This window comes from Bacillus sp. ISL-78 (assembly GCF_018613455.1).
Classification (GTDB): Bacteria; Bacillota; Bacilli; order Bacillales; family DSM-1321; genus Peribacillus; species Peribacillus frigoritolerans.
Genome location: NZ_JAGGQC010000015.1, coordinates 1 through 24,027 on the forward strand (window position 1 = coordinate 1; position 24,027 = coordinate 24,027).

The window sequence follows — 24,027 nt, forward strand, 5'->3', positions numbered from 1 at the left end:
TGTGCTCACTTAAAATTTAACATTGGCGCTTTGTTTTGTTCAGTTTTCAAAGAGCAATATTTTTCATCGCTTCGTTTAGCGACCTTATCAGTGTAACACCCTCCAAACACAAAGTCAACAACAAGTTTCATTTACTTGTTTGTCTTGTTTGTCTCAAGCGGTGTATTTAATATACTAGCACTTGCATATAGATAAGTCAATTTAATCTTTTAAAATTAAACTTCATTTTTTTCGCTGAACCACTTTCCTTCTATTAGAAGCCGGTCCATGCCAAATAATCATCAAAAAAAACAGGAGGGCAGCTGATTATAGCCACCCTCCCGTTATTTATTAATGATTATTTATTGATGGAGATTACGTCCGCTTCTTCCCTATCTACATTTCCAGCCTTTTCAATCTTGACGCTTTCACCTTCGGAAAGGTTAGTAAAGACGATCGGCGTAATGATAGAGCTAGCATTGTTTTTGACATACTCTATATCAACTTTAAGCAATGGCTGCCCGCTTGTCACTTTATCTCCTTGAGCGACAAGTGCTTCGAAACCTTTGCCTTCCAATTTAACTGTATCGATCCCGACATGTATCAAGATTTCACGTCCAGCTTCGGAAACGATCCCTATTGCATGTTTAGTCGGGAATAAATTAACGATCGTACCGTCCACAGGAGAAACAACCAACCCTTCCTCGGGTACAATTGCAAATCCATCACCCATCATTTTTTCAGCAAAAACTGCATCAGGCACTTCCGTGATTGGTTTTAATTCCCCTTTAATAGGAGAAACAAAGCGCTCGGAAACTTCATCCGTCCTTAAAGGTTTCGGGACGACATCCTCGATTTGCTTTTCCACACCTACTTCAGGAGACACCTCTACTTTACGAGGCCTTTTTCCATCAATGATATCTTTCATTTGCCCCTTGATCGTTTCTGAACGAGGTCCGAAGATAGCCTGGATGTTATTGCCCACTTCCAGAACTCCAGCGGCACCAAGTTTCTTCAGCCTATTTTTATCAACGTTACCGATGTCATTAACCGATACACGAAGACGGGTAATGCAAGCATCCAAGTGAGAAATATTTTCTTTTCCGCCCATGGCATCCAAGATATCCCCAGGAAGACTTCCAGCTGTACTTGCAGATCCTTCCGCTTCCTCATCCTCTTCCACTTCACGACCAGGAGTTTTAAGGTTAAACTTCCTTATCGCAAATCGGAATCCAAAGTAATAGATAACCGCAAGGACTAAACCAACCGGAATAACAATCCATGCATTGGTTTGCGGATTGATTAAACCAAACAGTACGTAATCGATCAAACCACCCGAGAACGTCATCCCGATTTTCACGTCCAGTAAATGCATGGTCATGAATGATAGACCGGCAAACAGACAGTGAATCCCGAAAAGTACCGGTGCAACAAATAAGAATGCAAATTCAAGCGGCTCAGTAATCCCAGTCAGGAATGATGTAAGTGCTGCAGAAGCCATCAATCCTCCGACTATTTTCTTTCTTTCCGGTCTTGCTTCATGATAAATGGCCAAAGCTGCAGCTGGTAACCCGAACATCATGAATGGATATTTACCAGTCATGAAGGTACCGGCCGTTAAATTCTGTACGCCATCTTTAATTTGTGCCATGAAGATGGCCTGGTCTCCTCTGACTGGAGTTCCCCCTCCTTGAGGGATATAGCTACCAAATTCGAACCAGAATGGAGAATAGAAGATATGGTGCAATCCAAAAGGAATCAGCGCACGTTCTACAACCCCAAACACGAAAGCTCCAAGTGTCAGATTGGCACCCAACATATTTTCGGAAAATGAATTTAACCCCGATTGAATCGTCGGCCAAATCAAAATCATCAGCAACCCAAGAATAACTGCGCTTGCAGCTGTTACAATGGGTACAAAACGTTTACCTGCAAAGAATCCTAAATAAGAAGGCAGTTCAATTTCATAAAACTTATTATACATAACAGCAGCCATGACACCGACGATAATACCGCCGAACACACCTGTTCCCAACGTCGGGATTCCCAGAACATTGGTATACACCGCACTATTGTTCTCAATGTCGGCAGCGTCAATGCCAAGAACAGTTCCCATCGTTACATTCATAATCAAGAAACCGATAATCGCCGCAAGGCCGGCAACACCATCTCCACCAGCTAACCCAATTGCGACCCCCACAGCAAACAACAAAGGAAGATTCCCAAAAATAATATTTCCGGCATTCTCCATTACCGATGCGACCATTTCCACTCCGCCACTCGCAAGAAACGGGGCGATATCCAACAAAGTTTCGTTTTGCAACGCATTACCAAACGCAAGCAAAATTCCGGCCGCTGGTAAAATGGCTACAGGAAGCATCAAAGCTTTACCGATTTTTTGCAAAACACCAAACAACTTCTTAAACATAGGTTTTCCTCCTCTTTACTGTTTTTCCATGCTAATAAAACGGTTACATTTACGATGGTATTCATCTTCCCACGCATCAGAATTCAAACACAAAAAAGGCATAAGCAAAGATAGGATTGAAATGAAAATTCAGGTATATAATACCCTCTTTCATAACAATCATTCTCCTCACTTATGCCTGATCGAATCAGTAACACGTAAGTTAATGTATGTTTATTTAATTTTCTTTTGTAATCGTTGGATATGCATCGTTAGATAGACAGCTTCCGCATCACAAACCGGCTTGCCTAATTTCTGCTGCATAATTTTTATTAGCTTCCAAGAGATATTGTAACACAAAGGATATTCTTCTTTCAATAGCATTGCTATTTTTTCAGGTTCCTCTACTTTTTCCCCAGCAAGCACCCTGTCTATCATGAATCTTAAATGACGGACCAAACGTGAATAGTCTATGCTATCCTTATTAATTTTCACATTGAGCTGTTCTTCAACAACTTGGATAAGGTGATAGATTAACTGCGAATGCTGATTGACTTCCGATAAGTCTTTATTTGATATTGCGCTATGAATATGAAGCGTAATAAAACCGATTTCCCCTTGGGGCAGGCCTATGCCTGTCTTATCTTGAATTAATTCTACTACATCGACAGCAATATCATGTTCAAAAGGATAAAGGGTTATCGTTTCTTTCAGGAATGGGTTTTTAATAGTCATTCCTTGGGAAACACGCTGAAGGGCGAACAATAAATGATCTGTTAAACCGACATGTATATGTTCATTTAGCTTTCCAGTTACCCGGTCATTAATGAGATGAATGGATTCTATTATGGCAGCTTGAAGATTTTGATCGATTTGCGGCAAAAGTTTTTTGTAACTTTCCTGTTCCTTAACATTTTTCAGGACAAACGTTTTCTCCGCTAGTTCCGGACTCAACTCTTCGCCTTTCTTCCGGTTGAAGCCTAAGCCCTTTCCAATAGTAACGACTTCTCCATACGACGGATGCGTGGCAATCACCACATTATTGTTCAAAACCTTTTCAACGATAAAACCATTCATTTTTCTCCCTCTTTTTTTCTCAAAGTCATCCCTATGCCCCATACAGGATAAAGTACTTAGTACTTAGTACTTTTACTATACACGATATGAGCTTTCTCTTACAACATGAAAGAAGAGCCCTGAAATCAGGACTCTCCTTACTTACTTGCATTATTACTTCAAGAAAATGAAATATAGCAGGAAGACGACTCCAAGACCCCACATGATCGGATGAACCTCTTTTGCTCTTCCTTTCATCGACATAGTGATTGGATAGAAGATGAATCCGCAAGCGATACCTGTCGCAATTGAATATGTCATGGGCATCATGATGACCGTAAAGAAGGCCGGAACCGCAATTTCGAACTTTTGCCAGTCAATATTTTTAAGTGATGATGCCATTAATACTCCGACTATAACCAATGCCGGCGCAGTCACAGCAGATGTCACCACTGATAGAAGCGGGAAGAAGAAAAGGGATAGGACAAACAGCAACCCTGTCACTACAGCCGCAAATCCGCTTCGAGCTCCAGCAGCAACACCTGATGTGGACTCTACATAAGATGTCGTGGTGGATGTACCAAGAATTGCACCTGAAACGATGGATAATGAATCAGCCAGCAATCCTTTACCCACTCTAGGAAGAACATTATCCTTCATCAATCCAGCTTGTTGTGCGACAGCCACCAGCGTACCGGCTGTATCAAAGAATGCTACGAACAAGAAGGTCAGTATAACGATTAACATTTGACCAGTGAAGAGATCACCGGGATTTCCAAAGGCATCGAACGCAACCCCGAATGTTGGCGCTATGCTAGGAACGGCACCGATTATTTTATCCGGCACCGGAACTTGTCCAAAGATCATTCCTGCAATGGCTGTAATGACCATTCCTATGAACACGCCGCTTTTGACGCCTCTCGTCATCAAAATGACGGTAACGACAATTCCAAACACAGCCAATAAAGTATTTCCTGATGTCAAATCGCCCAGTCCAACAAGAACGCTGTCATCATTCGTGATGATTCCAGCATTCTGAAACCCTACAAAAGTAATGAATAAACCGATACCGGCTCCAACTGCGTATTTCAATTCGACTGGAATTGCATTAATGATTTTTTCACGTATTCCCGATAGGGAAAGCAAAACGAAGATAATACCTGAAATCAATACTCCTGTTAAAGCCGTCTGCCAAGGAATTCCAAAGCCAAGCACAACGGTAAAAGCGAAGAAAGCATTCAATCCCATACCCGGCGCGAGCGAGATTGGATATCTGGCTATGAGTCCCATTAATATCGAGCCGATTGCGGCTGACAATGCGGTTGCGGCAAAAACCGCTCCGTAGTCCATTCTTAATTCATCCGGATAGTCCTCGATGCTTTGTAAAGTCAGCATTACAGGGTTTACAACCAGGATATATGCCATTGAAAGGAAAGTAGTTAGTCCACCAAGTATTTCACGGCGATAATTAGTTCCCAGCTCGTTAAACCGAAAATAATTTTTCATTATGAGTCTCCCCCATCATAAAATCGTGCCAACAGAAAATGCCCCATTCGATTACGAACGGGGCTTGACTGCGGTCATGTAAAGAAGTGGCGGTTTATTTTATAACACGCCAATCCTTCCACATCGTAGTCAAGCCGTTCACGGCAGCTTGGTAGAAACTTTTGGGCCATATCCCCAATATTATACGACAATTATGTTTTTTTATTATTATAGGTATAGTGTATCAGTCACTAAAATAATCGTCAATATACCAAACGAATATTTTTTATGTAATTTTAGGCAATGTTCGCGTTTCGCTATATATTCCTTAATTATCATGGCTATATCTTCGCCAACATACGTAAATGTAAGTAATCTACATATTTAAATACTATTTCAACAAAAAAAATCAGTGAAGGTTAATTCCTTCACTGATTGGATGGTTTCAATCTACTATTCCCACTCGATCGTTGCAGGCGGCTTAGACGTAATGTCATAAACGACGCGGTTTACATGGTTTACTTCATTAACGATTCTCGTTGAGATGATTTCAAGTACATCCCATGGGATTCTTGCCCAATCGGATGTCATTCCGTCAATGGACGTAACCGCACGGATTCCGATTGTATAGTCATACGTACGTGCATCGCCCATTACCCCTACGCTACGAATGTTAGGAAGCACCGTAAAGTACTGCCAAATTTCGCGTTCCAAACCATTTTTTCTAATTTCCTCACGTAAAATATGGTCAGACTCACGAACGATTTCAAGTTTTTCATCTGAAATTTCGCCTAATACACGAATACCTAAACCTGGACCAGGGAATGGTTGACGCCAAACGATTTCGTCCGGAATGCCCATTTCACTTCCAAGTGCACGCACTTCATCCTTGAATAGAGTGTTCAAAGGCTCAATCAATTTAAATTGCATATCTTCCGGCAGACCGCCAACATTGTGATGCGATTTAATTGTTTGTGCAGTGGCCGTACCACTTTCAATAATGTCTGTGTAAAGCGTACCCTGTGCAAGGAAATCAATTCCTTCGAGCTTCGTTGCTTCGTCATCGAATACGTAGATGAACTCGTTACCGATGATTTTCCGTTTTTGTTCCGGATCTGAAACGCCAGCAAGCTTCGATAGGAAACGTTCTTTTGCATCGACCTTGATTACGTTCATATTGAAACCTTCCCTGAATGTTTCCATTACACCTTCGGCTTCGCCTTTACGAAGTAATCCATGATCAACGAAAATACATGTCAGCTGATCGCCAATCGCTTTATGGATCAATACAGCAACAACGGATGAATCCACTCCGCCGCTTAAAGCGCATAACACTTTTTTATCTCCGACTGTTTGGCGGATTTTCTCCATCTCGATTTCAATGAAGTTCTCCATTGACCAGTCACCTTTACAGCCACAAACTCCGAATACGAAATTTTTCAGAATGTCATTACCGTATACGGAATGACGGACTTCTGGATGGAATTGCACGGCATACAATTTACGTGACTCGTCACTCATAGCCGATATTGGGCAAGACGGGTTCGTCCCGTCAATTTGGAAACCTTCAGGCGTTTCCACCACTAAATCACCATGGCTCATCCAGACGATTTGTTCTTTTGGCAGGTCACTGAATAACTTGGACTCATTTTGGATGGCAAGTGTCGCTTTTCCGTATTCACGGTTTTTCGCTGGCTCCACCTTACCGCCAAAATGTTTGGTCATAAGCTGCATGCCATAACAAATACCGAAAATCGGAAGACCCATTTCGAATATACGTTCATCACAACCAAATGCATTTGCATCATAAACACTGTTCGGGCCCCCTGAGAAGATGATTCCCGTTGGGTTCATTTTCTCAATTTCTTCTACAGTAATTGTATGAGGATGAAGCTCACTGTACACACCAAATTCACGGATACGACGAGTGATCAATTGATTATATTGGCTTCCGAAATCAAGTACTACGATCATTTCCTGGTTTTTTTGCAATTCTGTTTTCCCCGGCACAAACGTCACCTCTATCAATGTAATTCACTCATAAAATCGAGTGATAATTCTTATAAAAAATATTATCATAAAAAAAGAAAAACTAAAAATCCACCCTCAAAAATACAGAAAAAGTACAGACGAAGGCAGATTTTCAGCTTTCCTGTTAAAATCCGCCTTCATAGTCAAATCATTTACGGTGATTCGGTAGAAACTTTCGATCCATATTATCGAGGATATATGAAGGATATATTTGTTTAAGTTAGTTTTTGTTATTGTATCAATATAATAAAAACCTGGTCAAGAGCTAGTTTTTCTCATTAAGCTTTCCCAACCCTTTTGAAAGTGTTTCCATTCCCCATCTTCCGCATCTCCGCGATATATCATTAACTCGTATCCAGCCGTCAATTCACTCATCTCATCTGTAGCGTACACTGCATCCACATAGGCGGCGTACTCCCTTAAGGTTTGCCCCTCCGGCCGAACTAAACCAGCCCGTTTTAATTGTTTCAATAATATTAAATAAGCTGTCGAGAAATGAGCACCGGTTTTCTTTCTATAACGAAGAATCTGCAGAAGAGGAATCCACTTCCTTCTGAGGAAATAACCGAGAGAAGCAAAAATCAATCCACTTGATAATGTGATTGCAGACCATTTTAAGAACCCTTCCATGTTCCCAAAACCCGTTTTCACGGAGGATTGAGTTTCCCTATCAGGTGTATCTTGGCGTTCCCTGGCCTCTTTCTTTGTTTGCTCTTCATTAGTCGGGGTTTCTTCCGAGTTCTTGATTGCTTCCTGTTTCAATTCCGAATCGTAAAATTCAACTTCCCCATCGAAACCCTTTGTCGGCTCGAAGGGAATCCAGCCTATCCCTGAAAAATAAACCTCGACCCAGGAATGTGCATTATTATTGGTCACCTTATAAACGGATTCACCATCAAGGATTGATTTTTCCCCTTCGGTATAGCCCTTTACCCATCTTGCAGGTATATTGGCGGCCCTTAGTAATACGACCATGGCAGTTGAAAAATTATCGCAATACCCTATCTGTGTCTCGAATAAAAATTGATCGACATAATCTTGATTGCTCTCTGGATACGGAATATCGTCCTTGGAGTAAATGAATTCAGCTCCGTCAAAATAATCCTCAATGGCTTTTGCTTTATCGTACCAATTCGTTTCATTCCTTGTAAGCCGGGAGGCCAATTCAAATATCCGGTTTGGCAACCCTTCTGGAAGCTGAGTGTTTTTTTCCATTAATAAATCCATGGAATCGTCGGGTTCCGTCACCTTCCTTAAACCAGCTATATCAAAACTCGGCATATCATAAACCAGTTCATACTCTTTCAAGGAAAGTCGTTCGCCATTACCCTGTTCGGAAATAAATTTGTCCATACCCTGATAATACTTGAAATCCTGCCCATTTTTGCCCTCAATCTTTTTTACATACCCGGACTGCGGATGAAGGATATGTGAATATGATTCCGTCATGGATACTTTTGCGGTCATTTCTTCAGTCCTCACCAATTCAGGAACGTCGTAAATATCTAACGTTGCCGTATCCTGCCCGTTGGAAAAAGTGTGAAATTCCGTTTCCGGTATGGAAACCCACCCTTTACCGGTATAAATATTCTTGTTCTCGACTTTCCAGTAATGTCCTGCAGGAGCATTATTATAAAAAACGATCGAGCTATCCGGCTCTATCGAACCGCCAAGATCCGAATCGTCTTCATCATATCCGACACTTTTACGCTTCGAATCACCGTCTTCTTTCACAGCTTTATCAGAATAGGAAGAAATATAAGGCACCGGGTCCGGCCACTGCGGAGAGAGCTTTGGGGCAGCAAAACCGACAAGGACACTTACCAATATCATGCCGGTCAGCATCAAGATCCACTTATTGATGGAAGCCATCGGAAAATCAATCCTCTCCTGTATCGTTAGCCGCAGCAGGGAAAGCAAGCCGAGCATCAAAAACCCGACGATGATGATTCTTATCATTGCACTATCCCCCGCATAAGGAGTGAATGTGTCGAGTACAGATATAAAAATCACCGTTAACATAAAAAAGAAAAAGATGCTTTGCCTCACCATCACCCAGTAATGGATCAAATATGTCACAAGCCAAAGAAGGATAAAAAATAGAAACGTTCGAAATGGATTCGTGATCAACTCCCAATTCCCATCATATATAAAACCAAGATTGCCCTTAAAATCCGCTAGAAACCCTTTCAGCCATGACAATTGATATAAAGCCTCTTTTGAATGGAGGAACTGTAATGAAATCATTATATATGCACTAATGAGAATAAATCGGATCGACCAATGTATGCGGAAATAATGCAGTAGCAGGGAGTAGAGCAAAAATAAGATAAAAATGATGATATTACCTGTATCGGTAAGTCTATCGACAGGCCTTAACCATTCAGTAATCAACAACAGACCAAATACATACATGAGGACGTGCATGAACTTTTCCAATTTTTCGGTAGTGACATTCACTTCGCCATCACCTCCGATCTGTCAAACTTTAGTTGGCCATGTTCAAAAAAGCTAACCTTTATCCCCCTCGAAACAGCTGTAGAAATTGAAAACCTTTCCTCATCAGTAAGATCTGCCTGTTTCTTCACGCATAACATCAATCCCTGATTAGGCCGGAAAGCACTCAATAAGTCCACCTTTTCTAAGGTTAAGTCTGAAACGATGAATATCACGGCAGCGTTTGCCGGAAGAATTCCCTTCCTGACATTTTCGTTCAACGCGTTTATAACACCCGGCTCTTCTTTAGCAAGCCGGTAAAAAATCTTTCGTTTCTGTTTGTTGCCTGCTGCTGCCGGTATGATTAACCTCGACCCCATACTCACATACCCAATTTCCATGCCTTTCTTTAACATGGCATGGGCAATGGAAGCTGCCATTTCAATAGATTCTTCGAATAAATCAGAAGGCCTTTCATCAAGCATGATGAATACATCCCGGTTTTTCTGCACCTCGAATTCCTTCGTCATGATTTCACTCGTCCTGGCAGTCGCCTTCCAGTTAATCCAAGACAATTGATCGCCTGGCTGATATTCCCTTACACCGGAGACCACAGAATGTTCCCGTTGTGTTTTCTTTGTTGAAACCACTGCCCCCTGATTGAACACTCGATCAAGATCACTGTAGGAAAGCTCGTGATATCGAGGAAAAACGGTTATTTTCAAAGGTGAACTATATATCGCTTCCTTTTCGACCAGCCCGAAAAAGTCCCCAATCCAAAAGCGGATCGATTGAAACGAATGCTCTCCCCGCTGCAAGTTTTCCAAGGTATATGACATGCTGAAGGTACGCTTGAATCCCGGAAAGATAATTATTTTCCTTTGTAGTCCCCTATCTTCCATCTCCTGAGGCAATTCCTCCTCTACCACCATAAATAATAGGGGCAGCCTGTTTTTACGCGTAAACGTCAATGCTATCTCAACGGATTCACCAACCTGGCATTCCCGTTTATTGACCTTTCTCTCAACCGTAAAATCATGGAGCGGATAAAACAGCAGGATCGAAGCGTACACAGAAAACGGCAAAAATGAATAAAAAATGAACCAACTGACAAAACCGCCTTGAAACATTGCATAGCAAAAGGAAACGGTCATGAGCAATACAAGTCCGATCACACTCATATTTCCCCTTAGAATATTGATGAATCTTCGCATTAGGTTACAGCCCGCTTCACAGGCACTTTTGTTGTCGCGACAATTTCATGTATCACCATTCCAGCATCGAAGCCCTCATAATTCGCTTCTGGCTTCAAAATAAGCCGATGGGAAAATACGAATGGCACTAAATATTGAACATCGTCAGGCAGGACATAGTCCCTGCCCTTGATCAGCGCGTAAGCCTGGGCTGCCTTCATCAATGCTATCGATCCACGGGGACTCACACCTAAGTAGACCCATTCATGTGAACGTGTTTGATTCGCCAATTCAACAATGTATCGTTTTATTGTGTCATCCACTATCACCGCTTTTATCTCAGCCTGTAATTCTATCAATTCATCCAAGGTGATGACGGATTCCAATTCCTCTAGCGGTGCCGTGTATTGGGCCCTATGAAGAACCTCTATCTCTTCTTCCACACCTGGATAGCCCATTTTCATTTTTAATAGGAATCTATCCAATTGAGCCTCCGGCAGCGGATATGTTCCCTCGTATTCGATTGGATTTTGTGTCGCCATTACGAAAAAGGGCTTCTCCAATCCTCTTGTGACACCATCAATCGTCACACTTGCCTCTTCCATCGCTTCAAGCAATGCAGACTGGGTTTTCGGCGAGGTCCGGTTTATTTCATCGGCTAAAATAATATGGCCCATTATCGGACCTGGCCTAAAGATGAATTCTTGTTCCTTAGGATTGAAGATCGAAACGCCAGTAACATCCGAAGGAAGTAAATCGGGCGTGAATTGAATTCGCTTGAAGCTTGCACCTATTGATTTTGCCAATGCCCTTACCATGACTGTCTTTCCCACACCCGGAACATCCTCCAATAAGACATGTCCGCCGGAAAGGAGTGCTACGATGCTTAGTTCTGCTATATCCCGTTTTCCGATAATCACCTTTTCGATATTCCCTAGAACCATTTCCAGTTTTTGATTGACCTGCTTATAAATCATTCTCTACCTCCCGGGATTCACATTATCACTATTATTTCATGTCTTCTCTATATCACGCATTTTACATTAAGACCCAATTGAACCTTACATTGTAAGTTTACTAGATAACCGGAAAACCATAAACGAATTTGTCTAAAAATATTATAGCGGCTTACTGAAAAAGGCAGGGTTAACTGTTTGCTTAGTGAATATGAACCTTGCAGAAAAAGGTCAGCCTTTCAGCTTAATAGGGATTTCGGTTTAATACCGAAGCTGTTGAACTCGCAGCAAAGACTGTTTATCCTGATTTGGTTAAATGACACGAAAGGGGGATTCCTCTTCCTTTTTCCCGCTCCTGTCATTGGCAATGAAGCCACGCCCTTCCGATCTGTATATTCTTAAGTAAACTTCTTTTCCGCCTTGTTTATGCTAAAATGAATGCAATCCACTCCTAAGATATAAGAGGTACTGATCATGTATAAAAAATTCTTCATTTTGATCTTCGCAGCCGCCCTTCTTTTAGGGCTTATTAAAACCGTTATGGATATGTAGTCAAAACAGCCCGATTCCTGAGGGGAATCGGGCTGTTTTCATTTTCGTTTAACCTCTCCATTCAGCTTCCCCATTTTCGGGATAAGGATAAAAAACAAACAACCGACCAAAAGTGCCAAAACGATGCCTAACAATACAGTCAGGTCAAAATTAAGCGAAGGCTCTGTTTCTTCTTCGTTTCTCGTTGGAATGCGGACCTCCGAGAATAATCCAAGCTGTTCTGATTTTGAAGCGATGGTATTATTTTGATTCTCCATTACAGGAGACTGAAACAGTGAGTCCTTCACCGAGTCAATGGCATCATATTTCCCTCTTTCAAAAGTGAGGTCCTTTTGTTCTTCAGGCAGTTTCCGCTTCTGTTCCAACAATCCTTCTTCATGGAAATACTCCGTTTGAATATCAATATCGTTTTCTTGATATTCATTGGGCTCCACGATCGGTTCCTCTTCCGCCCCGCCATGAGGTGCATGGCTGAAAAACAGGATGAGCAAGACAGGCATTACGTATTTATTCCACTTCATGGGCCATTGCTCTTCTTTCTGCAAGACGCTTCACTATATATGGAATGACCGTTGCGATAAGCGTCAGTACAATCAAGATGATACTAGCCGGAATGAATGCCGACTGATTACCGAATTGAATGGACATGTATACGTCCGCAACAGGGTGGTCTACATTGAAATTAGGCATGATTAAATCCAATAATGGAATGGTAAAGAAACTGATCAACCCAATCACCAGGATAGCACCGACAAACGGCCCAATCGAGAAGGCAAATCTGGTAAACGCTGAACAGAAGAATAAAAGCAGGACGGTGAAGACGGTCCATTTAATCTCCTGCATATCTCCCAGTGGATAGATCTTCAAGCCATACATGCTGATGATTAAACCTACGATCAGATTCAATAAGGTAAACAAGGCCGCATGGACCATCATTGGAATGGTTTCATAATGATGCAAGAAGAAACCGATCAATATCCCAGAAATGAGTATGATCACCAACATGACGATCGGCGGGATATTAACCTTTTCCTGATGAAGGACTTCCCCGCTGATCTGTACGGGATTCGCTAAATATTCGTATACATACCCGTTCTCCTGATCATCAACTAGGGTGTTGTTCAAGACGCTATATACGTCCGTCTTGATTTTTTCGGTTGAGTCTACATTTTGGGACCAATTATCATTAAGCTGATCGGCCCTTTCCTGCACGGATCCCACTTTCGCTTGCAGGTCTGCTGTATCCTTCGTGACCGTTTCCTGTCTTTCCGCTACAGAATTGACAAGCTCGGAAATGAAGCCGACAGTTGTTGCCGTATTGTCTTGAAGTGATACAAACATTTCTCCATCAAGGTTAACTGGCGGTTCGGCCTCCATCTCAGGAACTTCCATATCATCCGACAAATTGGCAGACACCTCTTGAGCCTTGCCGGTAATTGCCGCCAATTCAGCTAAAGTGGCTTTCTGCCCCTTTTCAACGTTAGCATCATATTCTTTCATATAACCCATAATGGATTCCGAGAACATCCCGAAGTTCTCATTGACTCCTGCTAAACTGGCTTTAACGAGTTTCGCTTCTTCATCTACATTTCCGGAAACCCCATTTTTCAAGTTTTCCAATTCTTTTATATTGGCTGCAAATATCTTATCTACATTTGCTTCGGTGACTCTTTCAGCCAATTCACCATAAGATGAGAGTGAACCGTAATAGGCAAGGAGGGTAGTTGAATCCCGATTGGTGATAGGATTCTCGAAGGCCTTCACAAGCACCGCTCGCCTTTCTCCCCCCACTTTTTCTAAAAGTGACTGTTCGAGAGTCTTGATTTCTGCGATGGCCTCTTCGATTGTCATACTCTGGATGTCCTGTAATTTTTGAATATCTTCCTGTGACTTTTTCCATTGGTCACCTAAATCCTTATAATTCGTGCCGAGTTCATTATAATCAGCTTGTAATTGCGTAAACTGCGCCAGCAGGTCATTATATGAATCTACCAGTGTATTAAACTCCGTTATCACTTGGTTATAATTACCCGTTCTGCCGCTTACAGTTCCGCTGAGATTATTGATTTCCGTTTGGAGTTCCGCTGTAAGGATGTTGACTTGTTCAGCAGCTCCTTCGCTTCCTTCTGCCGGCACCAAGCTTTCAAGTGCCGTGTTGATCCCATTGATTTGATCCAGCAGTACCTGGAGGGACAGTTCATCAATCGGGTCCTTCTTGTCAGGTGCAGCAGCTGATTCACCTTTTCCCGTTTCCGTTTCAATATCCTCTATAGGCGTCGTTCCTTCACCTATATCCTCCCCATCACCAGAGCTGCTTGCAAGATTTCCTCTTTGCATAAGCAAGGTTGACTGAAGGTTATCAAGACCCGCCTCTTCCGATTGTTTCAATTGTTCAATCGAGCTTTGTTGATCTTGAGTGATTTTCGTAATTTGTTCTACTTGTTTGTCTTTCATGCTTGTTGAAAATTGTTCCAATTCATTACTGCTGGAATCAAGTTTCTGCTGCATGATTCCAACATTTTCTCTAATGCTTTGATCATTAAGGCTGTATTTCGTATTCATCCCTTGCTGAATCTCTGGTATAGTTTGATTCCCCTCATTCAGCACCTTGTCGTATGACTGCACACTCTCCATGACAAGCTGCTGATTTTGGGCAGAGGCCTTCTCAAAAAGGATGCTTTGAGCTTTTTGATATTCCTCAAAAGAAACAACATCTTTCACAAATGAAGCCATTTGAGTCTTCGTGTTCCCTATTTCATCCATTGTTTCAGTACTTGTTTTGCCAGCATCTTTCGTCTCGGCAAAAATTCCTTCAAGCATGTCCTTATGCTGCTTGATTTCGCCTGCAAGACTTTCCGAGCTTGGAGTATAGAACTCATACATCGTGTTTTGAAAAGCGATTTCTTTAGCAAGGACATTATCGAACTTCTTACGGATGTCCTCGACCGATTGGGAAACATAGCTCCAATACTGTGTTGAAATATGCTTATTCATTTTGCTCTTTGTTTTCTCTAATTCCTTTTGTACCTTTTCCATGTTCTCTGCATTCAAACTAGGTTGTACCTTGTACTTTATCCCCGCCTTTACAGGCTGTTCATCATCAAACGTATAAATATTCTCTGAAAAATCGGATGGAAAATATATGACTGCATCGTACTTTTCATTTGCAAGTCCACTTTCCGCCGTACTTCTATTTACCACAAACCACTCATATTCAGAATCCTTGTCCAGTGTAGTAACAAGTTCTGAGCCCATGTAAATGGGGTTATTGTTAAATTCGGTCCCATTATCTTCATTTACAATGGCGATTTCACGGGAAGCCGTTTCTGTCTTTTTCATTGGATTTTGGCCAATATAAGAAAAAAACAAGATGGGCAGCGCTAAGATCACCAGTATTTTACCGATTAACAGCATCGGTTTTATTTTTTCAGACACTCTCTTGCACTCTCCTTCTTTCTTCACTTAGTGGAATTTGGATTTTACTCTCCTGGCCATTCAGCACAAAGTATCCGTAACCCGGCTGTATTTCTTCTTCTTTTCTGGAATAGGAGAGGGTGTACAAGCTTTGGTCCGATTTTTTAAGAAGTAAAACAGCCTGTCTGACTTGTTTCAGTTCGGTTGTCAACGAATCATACCCCTTCGTGAAGTCGTTGGCATTTCCAGCGACAATCAGACTAAACCCGAGATGGCTGTATTGTTTCATCAAACTGCTGATCCTGTCCTGAATCCTGCCGTCTATCGTTTGTTGGATTCTTGAAATGCTATCTATGACAAATATGACCGGTGGGAATTCCAGTTGCTTCATCGGTTTCGATTCCAATGCAGCAAGATAACTTCGCTCACGTTCTTCAAATATTCCAGTGATATGATCAAGCCATTCGGTTATCCGCTCTTTTGTTTCCACATAGCTCACCTTCTCCTCAAAAGCATAAGAAGATAGGCCGCGATCCACTCCGTCAAATAATCCAATTTCGCCGACCGCCTGTGTAAGCAACGATTCCAGCAGCACTTTAAGGACATTCGTTTTCCCTTTACGTGACTGTCCTACGACAAGCAGGAATGGATTGGCATTCAACTCCACGAATACAGGTGTAACGCTTTCCTCTGAAAGCCCGATTGGAATGGTATCCTTCTTAATGGTTTGTGGGCAGTAACTCTTGAAGCTGCTGGAATCAAGTCGTGCCGGTAACATCCTGATCGCCGGCGGTTTGTCCATTTCCTTATACTTAATCTTATGTTCTGCCACAGCTTGTTTCATTTCTTCCAAAACGGCTATATCATCCGCTCCATCGGCTGGTAAGTAAATCTGGGTGAGATAGGTTTGGTCCTTTTTCACCAACGCCCTGCCAGGAACAGGTTCATTTTCATAAGGGGTTCTCCCCAAAACAGAATATTTTTCCGAACTGTCCATTAAGTAATGGACGACCTTCGTCTTAAGGCTATTCATTAACGGCTGGCGAATCGCATTGATTCTCGTTGCCGTTAAAATCATGAAGATTCCAAGTGATTGTCCATCACGTGCAAACTGAACGAATTGGGCTTCCTGATCCTGCATCTCATCCTTCACTATGTCAAAATTGTCGACCACAATATAAATAATCGGCAATTTATCCTCCACTAATGCATTATAAAGCTTTATGTTACTAAGCTCCTTTTCTGAAAAAAGCTGCTTACGCCTTTCCATCTCCGCCTTCATGAATAACATGAATTTTTCGATTTTCCTTAACTCATCGAACCTAAAGTATTCCCCAGTATGAGGCAGCTGGCGCATTGGCAGTAAAGCGCTATTCCCGAAGTCGAAAATATAATAATGCAGTTCTTCAGGAGTGAATTGATCTGCAAAACTAAAGAGAAGTGTCAAAACGGTGGTTGACTTGCCGTACCCGGAAGAACCAAAAACCCCAATATTCCCATCTTCAATCCAGTTATAGACATAATTGGTCTGGCTTTGCAATTCGGGCTCATCCTTCATTCCCAGGTGGAATCGATTCATCGTCAGGCTTCTCTCAGGGTTTCTTGATAAACGATCTGAAAGAGGCGGCAGCCAGGGGCTTGCCAACTTCTTAATCTCCATTTCTTCCTGTATCGCCACAATTCGATCCGCCACGGCTTCAATTTCACTAATCTTTTCTTTCCTCTTATTAGTGACCTGTTCCGATACATTTGAGATTTGAACAAGACCGAGGTCCGTGACAAGTGCCACTTCATCCTCAGATCCAACCGTATCCTCTAAGTATGGGGCACCGCTCCACGCCGACTGGAACAATTCATAAACCTCGTTATTTCCTACCTGCAAATATCCCCGTCCGGTGACAGTAATATTTGCCGCATCGCTATTTTTAAGAATTTCCTTACTATCACTGGCATCCTGCACTTTCAAGGAAATTTTAAAACGAGCATTGCTCCAAATCTGGTTATCAATTACACCGCCCGGCTTTTGTGTAGCAAGAATTAAATGAACTCCCAAGCTCCGTCCAATTCGCGCCGTACTCACTAATTCGCGGATGAAATCGGGTTCTTCGTTTTTAAGTTCCGCAAACTCATCTGATATCAAAAATAGGTGCGGTAACGGTTCATCCGCTTTGCCTTCTTTGTATAAGTCCGTGTAATCGTTAATATGATTGACTTCGTATCGATCGAACATGCGCTGGCGTTTCTTCAATTCACTATTGATGGATGCTAGTGCCCTGGCACTGAAGTTCTTGCTTCCCTCAATATTCGTAATGACTCCCAGCAGATGCGGAATCTGCCTGAATGGCTGTGCCATTCCACCGCCTTTATAATCAATGAGCAAAAAGGCAACTTCATGTGGATGATAATGAACGGCTAATGATAGGATGTAAGTTTGCAGTAATTCACTTTTCCCCGATCCTGTCGTTCCGGCAACCAATCCATGGGGGCCATGCGCCTTTTCATGCAAGTTCAATTCAACCCTATCCGTTTTCCCTTTCAACCCAATCGGAACTGCCAAGGATTTGGAAGACGGATTGGTCCGCCAGTTTTGTCTGATAGGCAGATCTTCCACTTCACGAGCTTTCAATAATTCAAGGAATGAAACCGTTTCTGGTATGGAATTGTTCATGCCTTTTTGATGATCTAATGAACGGAGCGTACGTGCATAACGCTCATTTCCTTCTTTTGAATGTGCATCAAGTTTAAAAGGAGTATGAACGGCCTTCATTTGCTGGATGAGAATCTCACCTTCAAAATCATTGATATACTTAACAAGCGTATGGACATTTTCCGTCAAACTTTCTTTTGCATCCGCTGCAAAAATCGTCGAGATGCCTAAATCGTCCGTTTTGCCTTCTAAATATTCCAATATGACATGCTCTGCAATTAAATTACGATCCGTGACAATAAAGACAAAGTGGGGAGTGAATCTCACTTTCCCTTTGTTCTCATCCAAATCTCTTTCCCTCAATAACTGATAAATAGAGGTCAGCAGCTGATCACGTGATTGCTCATTATATATGAATCCTTTTGCATAGACATGCGGCAATTGAAAATGAGGGAGCCATTTCATCCATTCCCATTCCTGATAATCCTTTTCCGGAAAGATGGCGACAAATCGAACATCATGATAACTATGAAAAAAGGCCAGTTGCCCAATCAATTGCTGCAGCTCTCGTTTTACAATCGATTCCTTTCCGACCAGGCCCATCGATCCGCTTGATAAATCGATCGATAATGGAAGATCTTCCAGGTTTTTGTACACATCCACAAGTTCCTGCGACTGCTCAAGTAAATCATCTATATCCCGATTGGACATATCGCTGCTATTTACCGACACCTGATAACTTGAGGGTATGGTCGCCGTTCCGATCTTAAAGTGCAGAGCATCTTCACTTTCCAGAGTTCGTTCCCATATACGATCGCTAATACTATCAGTTAGAAGCTTCATCCTTTCAAAGGAAGGGTAATGATAGAACAGCACATACTTTTGTTTTTCAGACAGCTCTTGCAGTTCTTCCCTCTTCTGCTCTAGATACCTGGTATATACACGTTGGCGTTTTTCTTCTCTGAATTTTTGCTTCTTTTTGTCTTTAAAGTATTGTACCGTCGAGGTAACTAAAGTCGTCGTGAACATCACAATCGATATGATGATGAAAATGCCCCGCGGCTGAATGACCGTGATGACCCCCATGACGATCAGCATCATTAAAGGCGGCATAAGGATTAACCATAACCCTCTATTATTATCTTCCGCTTCTTGGCTCGGAAAAGAAATCGTCACTTTCTCATCCGGCAATTCGTAGATCATCCTTGGTGTCCGGCGATACTGTGGATAGTTTTTTTTCATTTCAGAGATTGGCTTCTTCATCTTAGCTAATGATGTTTCATAACTTTCGGCGCTATGAATCATCAATAAGTCGCCTTCAATCAACCTCAGCACCATATGCGGCCAGCAAACCAAATCACCATTTTGAATGGGAACAGCCTTCGTTACCCTTTCACCGTTCAGGAATATCCTGCTATTTCCCCCTGGCATGATGTGCCACTGCCCTTTATGCAGCACAAGGGAAAAGTCATTGCCGGAAACGGGTCCTTCTTTACGGATGGTCGCTCCCGCCTTGGCCGATAAAGTGATTTCTTTCAAGTTGCCTATATAATAGAGGCTTTCTTCCAATTCGTCTGACGTATAAAAAATTTCGACCGTTTCTTCTCCTTCTTGAAAGGTGAAGCCATGGAATGGCTTTACATCGCCAAGCTTCTTGTCCTCTCTAAACACCTCATATTCATCAAGTCCATCATTTTTTTTCAGCTTGATAGAACCTTGTTCAAAAGGAATGGAATAAACGGTGATTGTATCCTGTTTTGATGACCCAATCGAAATTGGACCGTTATGATTATCCTTGATCTTAAAGGATTGATAGGTCCCACTAGAATAAATCCATAATAAACTCATTAAATCTCACCTCCGCAAAAGGCCCATTGCTCACTCTTTGCTTTTCTCTTTTTCTTCAGTTGATTTTTTGGAGGAATCCTTACTTTCTTCTTTTCCCCCAGAAGCAGGTTCGCTTTCCGCTTCTTCTTTTACAGCAGGTTTTGCTTCCGCTGCGCCTTTATCCTCCATATTCGAATCTGTTGCAGCAGGGTTCTGATCTTGCTGTTCCTCCATTTGCTTATCCAATTCCTTTTTTTCCTTTTCATATTGGGACAGCTCAGTATCGACTTCTTTAATTTGCGTTTCCTTTTCTTCCCCAGATAGGCTATCGTCCAACTTAATCTGTTCTTTCTGGTTTACCAGCCCATACATAATCAATTCGCGATCCTCCATGATTCTCGCCAAATCGATTGCTTCCTCGCTCATGCCCCTGCCTATATAAATCCAATATAGGAGATACTGACTATCCGTTTGCAACGTGATTGCATTTTCCACATTCTTCCTGGCTATCCCCTCCAACGGTTCATAAGTGACGTAGGACTTCGCCAGTTCATATTGAACGACGTACGGCATCTTTTTCGGATCGTAGTTTTCCAACCGGTCAATGACTTCACTGTATTTTTGTTTTAAGAAGCTTTCACCGCTTTCTACATATGCATCCTGCTTAGGTTGAGAGAAAAATAGTGTGTAAATCGTAAACAATAGCAGTGGCACTAGAACGATCACCGTACCCCAAAGTGTATAACGGCCCGTTTTCCATTTCTTTTCAGGGATATGTACAAATGCTTTTTCTTCCTTCTCTAAAGCTTCTATCCGGTTTTGAATGACCGTGGAAAGTTCATCCCAAGTCCCCGATGACAATATACTTTGTGTTTCGTTCGATAGTTTCAGTGTTTTATGGTAAAGCAGATACTCTTCGTATGTATGCTGCCCATCCACAAGCGCCGAAATCGTTGCCTTCGTTTCTTTAAATAACTCATCTTGATTATGCTCATAAGGAGGCAAACTGTCTTTTACGCCATAATGCAGGAAATATGGGGTCAAGCTTGAATCAAAAACGATATTTTCCGGACAGACGACTAGTTGCAGGCGATTCAATTCATGATTCCTTATTTTCTTCAGGATTTGATAAGACGATAACCATTTACTCAATGGATTTTTATCTTTAGCTTTGGAAAAAACAAAAAAAGAGGCTGGTGGATTTACTCTGATCTTCACCTCGTCCTCTGTCACTTCTATATGTTTCTGAAGAACATCATCCGCTTCATGAATAAGCTGTAATTCCAGTGGGTCCTGCATCGATAGTTTTGCCCGTTGGAAAACGAACGAATGCCCCTTATCATCCTTCATAATTGCAGCTTCTGTTTTTTTCTCCAGATATGGTTTATTATCCATTTTATGTAACTCCTTTACCCCTGCTAAAGGGCTTTAGACTTTTTTCCTATAAAGAGTCCACACCTATCCATTAGAGGATCTCAAGGCGGTCCCCCGTCGTAATTCCGCTATCAAGCAGGGTTTCATAACCTGAACATACGAACTCTTTATTCTGGACCCGCACCCAATAGCCTTCTTTAGGTGCACTGGCAATATCCTTTACCTGCCATATTATCTCCACAACTTTCTTGATGGAGCGGTAATTCGACACTTGCAAATCAAATACTTCCCCTGTATACCTGTTTAAATCGATCGTTAGTTGAATATATATGGAAACCACCTCTTTTAAAGCAAAAAAGCACCACGATCTTCAAAAAGAGTCGCGGCGCTTTTTCCTAGAAATTCTTTTTCTCATTTACCTAATGATTATCCGCGAATTTGACTAGCAATCTGATTATCTGTGTCTTCAAGGATTTGAGCTGATTTATTCAATTGTTGAGAAACTTCATTCAACAAGCGAGCCATATCCATGAATGAGGGCTTTAATTCTTCGTACTGACCTACGAAAGCCTCACTGGAGGAACCTTCCCAAATACCAGTTAAATGATCTCTCATTCTATCTAAACGACCAATCATATCCGTTACTTGTTGGCTCTCATTATCATATTGTCTAGCTACATCTTTCAGTTCCGAAGGTGTTACGCGAATTTGTGACATAGAAAAAATCCTCCTTTTATCTTATATAGTACATTTTAATAGAACCATACATTTTCTGCCATATAAATAAGCGCAAAGTCGAAAAATGGTAAATTATAATTATGCAAAAAAACCTAAATATGGCATTACGAAAGTCTATGTACCTGTTTTCCCAAACCTTTAAACCCATTTTTAAATTAATTTTTAATATTTTACTTTTTTATGATAAAAAAAGTACCTTATACCCAATATTTCTGCACTGTTATCCGTTAATATAGTTTTCACCATAATAATAGTGACTTTCGACTTTCTTTTCTACGAAATTAATCAAACGTTTGATTAAAGTCTGATAAGCATTTTTATGATTGATCAATATAAACCATTTACAAAAGGACATCAGAATAAATGGAAGACCTTTTTTACCATGCTACTTTCAACTTTATTCTGACAGGTATCCTTGTCATATGGCGAGAATCGATATATCCAACAAAAACAGTCCAGCACTTCCCAATGTTTTTTTGGAAGAGTGGCAGCCTTCAGGTAGTCATATAACCCGTTCCAAAAAATGTTTTAAAAACCTCTCACTTTCCACATTCGTACAGACACGGATTCTAGGTTCACCATCCTTTTGGCCGATTGTCCTGCCTGCTTCTTCACCCTCGGTCACCACCTTGACGTTCATCCATTCTGTCCTGACAAAACTTGAATCAATCGCAACCCCGACTGCAAGCGGATCATGAAGAGCGCAACCACCCAAACCTGGATGGGAGTTTTCATATGCTTTCATATAATAATCGGTCATTTCCGCTAAAAATTCGGCGCTTTCCTTACCAGTGGCACGCCAATCATCAAGCTTCGATTTCAGTAGATATGTTTGCAGCGTCACATCAAGCCCCACTAGGGTGATTGGCAGTCCTGAAGTCAATACCTGATGTGCCGCTTCAGGATCTGATATTATGTTCGCTTCAGCATAAGGGGTTACATTTCCTGGTACGTTTACGGCACCGCCCATAATTACGACCTCGTTTACAAGCGACATGATCATCGGCGCTTTATTGATCGCCAAAGCGATGTTAGTCAATGGTCCAACTGCAATGATCGTAATTTCATGCGGTCGGCTTTGCACTTGATCGATAATGAAATCTGCTGCATTTCCTTGTGATGCTTTGATGGTTGGTTCAAACCGAAGGGTATTTCCTAACCCGTCTTCCCCATGAACATGCTTGGGATACCGCTTCTTCCTTCCGCGTACCAAAGTTTGGTCAGCACCTTCATATACCGGTATGCGGCTATTTAATTTCTCCAAGACGGCAAGTGTATTACGGGTCGAATCAACAACGGGCACGTTACCAAAGCAAGTGGTGAATCCGAGCACTTCCAACTCAGGGGAATTTAAAGCATATGCCATCGCCATGGCATCATCTATCCCCGTATCTACATCAAATATGATTGGTTTCAATATTTCCACACCTTCCAAAATCACTTTTTGCTTTATCAACTCATCGCTTCTCTTTTCTCTTTCTTTTGTATAAAGAAACACTGTTTTCCAACTGAATTTTAACATTCAACGATAGCCCAGTTCCACAGAAAGTTAGGAATACTCATAATTCACAAACAAATGGCAAGTACAGGCGGTACTTGTAACTACCAGTAAAAATAGTTGACCGCCCATAAATATCAATGATATAAAAAGTGAAAAGAAGAAGTTGTGCCACGAATTAGTTATGAGTACATGCGTTACGAATTTATGATATCCAAGGTGGAAAAAGGATGAAAATGTTTAAGTTGATTGAAGATGTTCCATCTGCGTATAAAAAAGGAACAAAATTCTTTTTAATCTCGCATTCTGAATTCATTGGTGTGAAAAGTTATGTATTACTGGCAGAAGATTTGAAAGGAAAGATCGAAGTAACGGAAGAGGAATTGAGGAGTAAATTCGTTACCATCCATTGATGTTAAGTATTTAAAAAGCTC

General features: G+C 41.6%; 15 protein-coding genes and 2 riboswitches. Of the genes, 1 reads left to right on the forward strand and 14 read right to left on the reverse strand.

Annotation, left to right across the window (positions count from 1 at the left end):
• Positions 1-337 precede the first annotated feature (337 nt).
• The 14 genes from ptsG to J7I96_RS16385 all read right to left on the reverse strand — a co-directional run bounded on the left by ptsG (position 338) and on the right by J7I96_RS16385 (position 23,512).
• A complete protein-coding gene (gene ptsG / locus J7I96_RS16320; protein WP_214923962.1) occupies positions 338-2,407 on the reverse strand; it encodes a glucose-specific PTS transporter subunit IIBC in 2,070 nt (689 codons plus the stop codon).
• Positions 2,408-2,620: 213 nt separating this feature from the next.
• Positions 2,621-3,463: a glucose PTS transporter transcription antiterminator GlcT gene (gene glcT / locus J7I96_RS16325; protein ID WP_034306152.1), complete on the reverse strand. Its 843-nt coding sequence runs from the start codon at positions 3,461-3,463 to the stop codon at positions 2,621-2,623.
• A 153-nt stretch (positions 3,464-3,616) separates the two neighbouring features.
• Positions 3,617-4,948, reverse strand: coding sequence for an NCS2 family permease (locus tag J7I96_RS16330; protein ID WP_034306155.1), 1,332 nt, complete (start codon positions 4,946-4,948; stop codon positions 3,617-3,619).
• Between the two features lie 106 nt (positions 4,949-5,054).
• A riboswitch (purine riboswitch) is annotated at positions 5,055-5,156 on the reverse strand.
• 224 nt (positions 5,157-5,380) lie between these two features.
• Positions 5,381-6,901 carry a glutamine-hydrolyzing GMP synthase gene (gene guaA / locus J7I96_RS16335; protein ID WP_164468792.1) on the reverse strand — a complete coding sequence of 507 codons (1,521 nt, stop codon included), beginning with the start codon at positions 6,899-6,901 and terminating at the stop codon, positions 5,381-5,383.
• Between the two features lie 177 nt (positions 6,902-7,078).
• A riboswitch (purine riboswitch) is annotated at positions 7,079-7,180 on the reverse strand.
• Positions 7,181-7,216: 36 nt separating this feature from the next.
• Positions 7,217-9,418, reverse strand: coding sequence for a DUF4129 domain-containing transglutaminase family protein (locus tag J7I96_RS16340; protein ID WP_214771603.1), 2,202 nt, complete (start codon positions 9,416-9,418; stop codon positions 7,217-7,219).
• Positions 9,415-10,575: a DUF58 domain-containing protein gene (locus J7I96_RS16345; protein WP_214771600.1), complete on the reverse strand. Its 1,161-nt coding sequence runs from the start codon at positions 10,573-10,575 to the stop codon at positions 9,415-9,417. The genes J7I96_RS16340 and J7I96_RS16345 overlap by 4 nt, the downstream gene beginning before the upstream one ends.
• 32 nt (positions 10,576-10,607) lie before the next feature.
• Positions 10,608-11,564 carry an AAA family ATPase gene (locus tag J7I96_RS16350; RefSeq protein WP_214771597.1) on the reverse strand — a complete coding sequence of 319 codons (957 nt, stop codon included), beginning with the start codon at positions 11,562-11,564 and terminating at the stop codon, positions 10,608-10,610.
• Between the two features lie 569 nt (positions 11,565-12,133).
• Complete coding sequence (gene essA / locus J7I96_RS16355; RefSeq protein WP_214771594.1) at positions 12,134-12,616, reverse strand: type VII secretion protein EssA; 483 nt, start codon at positions 12,614-12,616, stop codon at positions 12,134-12,136.
• On the reverse strand, positions 12,603-15,530 hold the full coding sequence (gene esaA, locus J7I96_RS16360) for a type VII secretion protein EsaA (protein WP_214771591.1): 2,928 nt from the start codon (positions 15,528-15,530) through the stop codon (positions 12,603-12,605). Before esaA ends, essA begins: the two co-directional genes overlap by 14 nt.
• The gene (gene essC / locus J7I96_RS16365; RefSeq protein ID WP_214923965.1) at positions 15,523-20,004 is read right to left on the reverse strand and encodes a type VII secretion protein EssC; all 4,482 of its coding nucleotides are present in this window, start codon (positions 20,002-20,004) and stop codon (positions 15,523-15,525) included. Before essC ends, esaA begins: the two co-directional genes overlap by 8 nt.
• A gap of 30 nt (positions 20,005-20,034) precedes the next feature.
• Positions 20,035-21,378 (reverse strand): type VII secretion protein EssB, encoded by a 1,344-nt coding sequence (gene essB, locus J7I96_RS16370; RefSeq protein WP_214771586.1) that lies wholly within the window; start codon positions 21,376-21,378, stop codon positions 20,035-20,037.
• Between the two features lie 70 nt (positions 21,379-21,448).
• Positions 21,449-21,688 carry an ESX secretion system protein YukD gene (gene yukD / locus J7I96_RS16375; RefSeq protein WP_053537134.1) on the reverse strand — a complete coding sequence of 80 codons (240 nt, stop codon included), beginning with the start codon at positions 21,686-21,688 and terminating at the stop codon, positions 21,449-21,451.
• Between the two features lie 95 nt (positions 21,689-21,783).
• The gene (locus tag J7I96_RS16380; RefSeq protein WP_034306171.1) at positions 21,784-22,074 is read right to left on the reverse strand and encodes a WXG100 family type VII secretion target; all 291 of its coding nucleotides are present in this window, start codon (positions 22,072-22,074) and stop codon (positions 21,784-21,786) included.
• Positions 22,075-22,597: 523 nt separating this feature from the next.
• Positions 22,598-23,512, reverse strand: a complete 915-nt coding sequence (locus J7I96_RS16385) for a nucleoside hydrolase (protein ID WP_214771616.1) — start codon at positions 23,510-23,512, stop codon at positions 22,598-22,600.
• A gap of 311 nt (positions 23,513-23,823) precedes the next feature.
• Between J7I96_RS16385 and J7I96_RS16390 the strand changes: the two genes are divergently transcribed.
• Positions 23,824-24,006 carry a hypothetical protein gene (locus tag J7I96_RS16390; protein ID WP_034306173.1) on the forward strand — a complete coding sequence of 61 codons (183 nt, stop codon included), beginning with the start codon at positions 23,824-23,826 and terminating at the stop codon, positions 24,004-24,006.
• Positions 24,007-24,027: the final 21 nt, after the last annotated feature.

Coding starts and splice junctions, on each gene's coding strand:
- ptsG (WP_214923962.1), bottom strand. CDS start 2,407: ATGTTTAAGAAGTTGTTTGGTGTTTTGCAAAAAATCGGTAAAGCTTTG.
- glcT (WP_034306152.1), bottom strand. CDS start 3,463: ATGAATGGTTTTATCGTTGAAAAGGTTTTGAACAATAATGTGGTGATT.
- J7I96_RS16330 (WP_034306155.1), bottom strand. CDS start 4,948: ATGAAAAATTATTTTCGGTTTAACGAGCTGGGAACTAATTATCGCCGT.
- guaA (WP_164468792.1), bottom strand. CDS start 6,901: ATGATCGTAGTACTTGATTTCGGAAGCCAATATAATCAATTGATCACT.
- J7I96_RS16345 (WP_214771600.1), bottom strand. CDS start 10,575: ATGAGTGTGATCGGACTTGTATTGCTCATGACCGTTTCCTTTTGCTAT.
- J7I96_RS16350 (WP_214771597.1), bottom strand. CDS start 11,564: ATGATTTATAAGCAGGTCAATCAAAAACTGGAAATGGTTCTAGGGAAT.
- essA (WP_214771594.1), bottom strand. CDS start 12,616: ATGAAGTGGAATAAATACGTAATGCCTGTCTTGCTCATCCTGTTTTTC.
- essC (WP_214923965.1), bottom strand. CDS start 20,004: ATGAGTTTATTATGGATTTATTCTAGTGGGACCTATCAATCCTTTAAG.
- essB (WP_214771586.1), bottom strand. CDS start 21,378: ATGGATAATAAACCATATCTGGAGAAAAAAACAGAAGCTGCAATTATG.
- J7I96_RS16380 (WP_034306171.1), bottom strand. CDS start 22,074: ATGTCACAAATTCGCGTAACACCTTCGGAACTGAAAGATGTAGCTAGA.
- J7I96_RS16390 (WP_034306173.1), top strand. CDS start 23,824: ATGAAAATGTTTAAGTTGATTGAAGATGTTCCATCTGCGTATAAAAAA.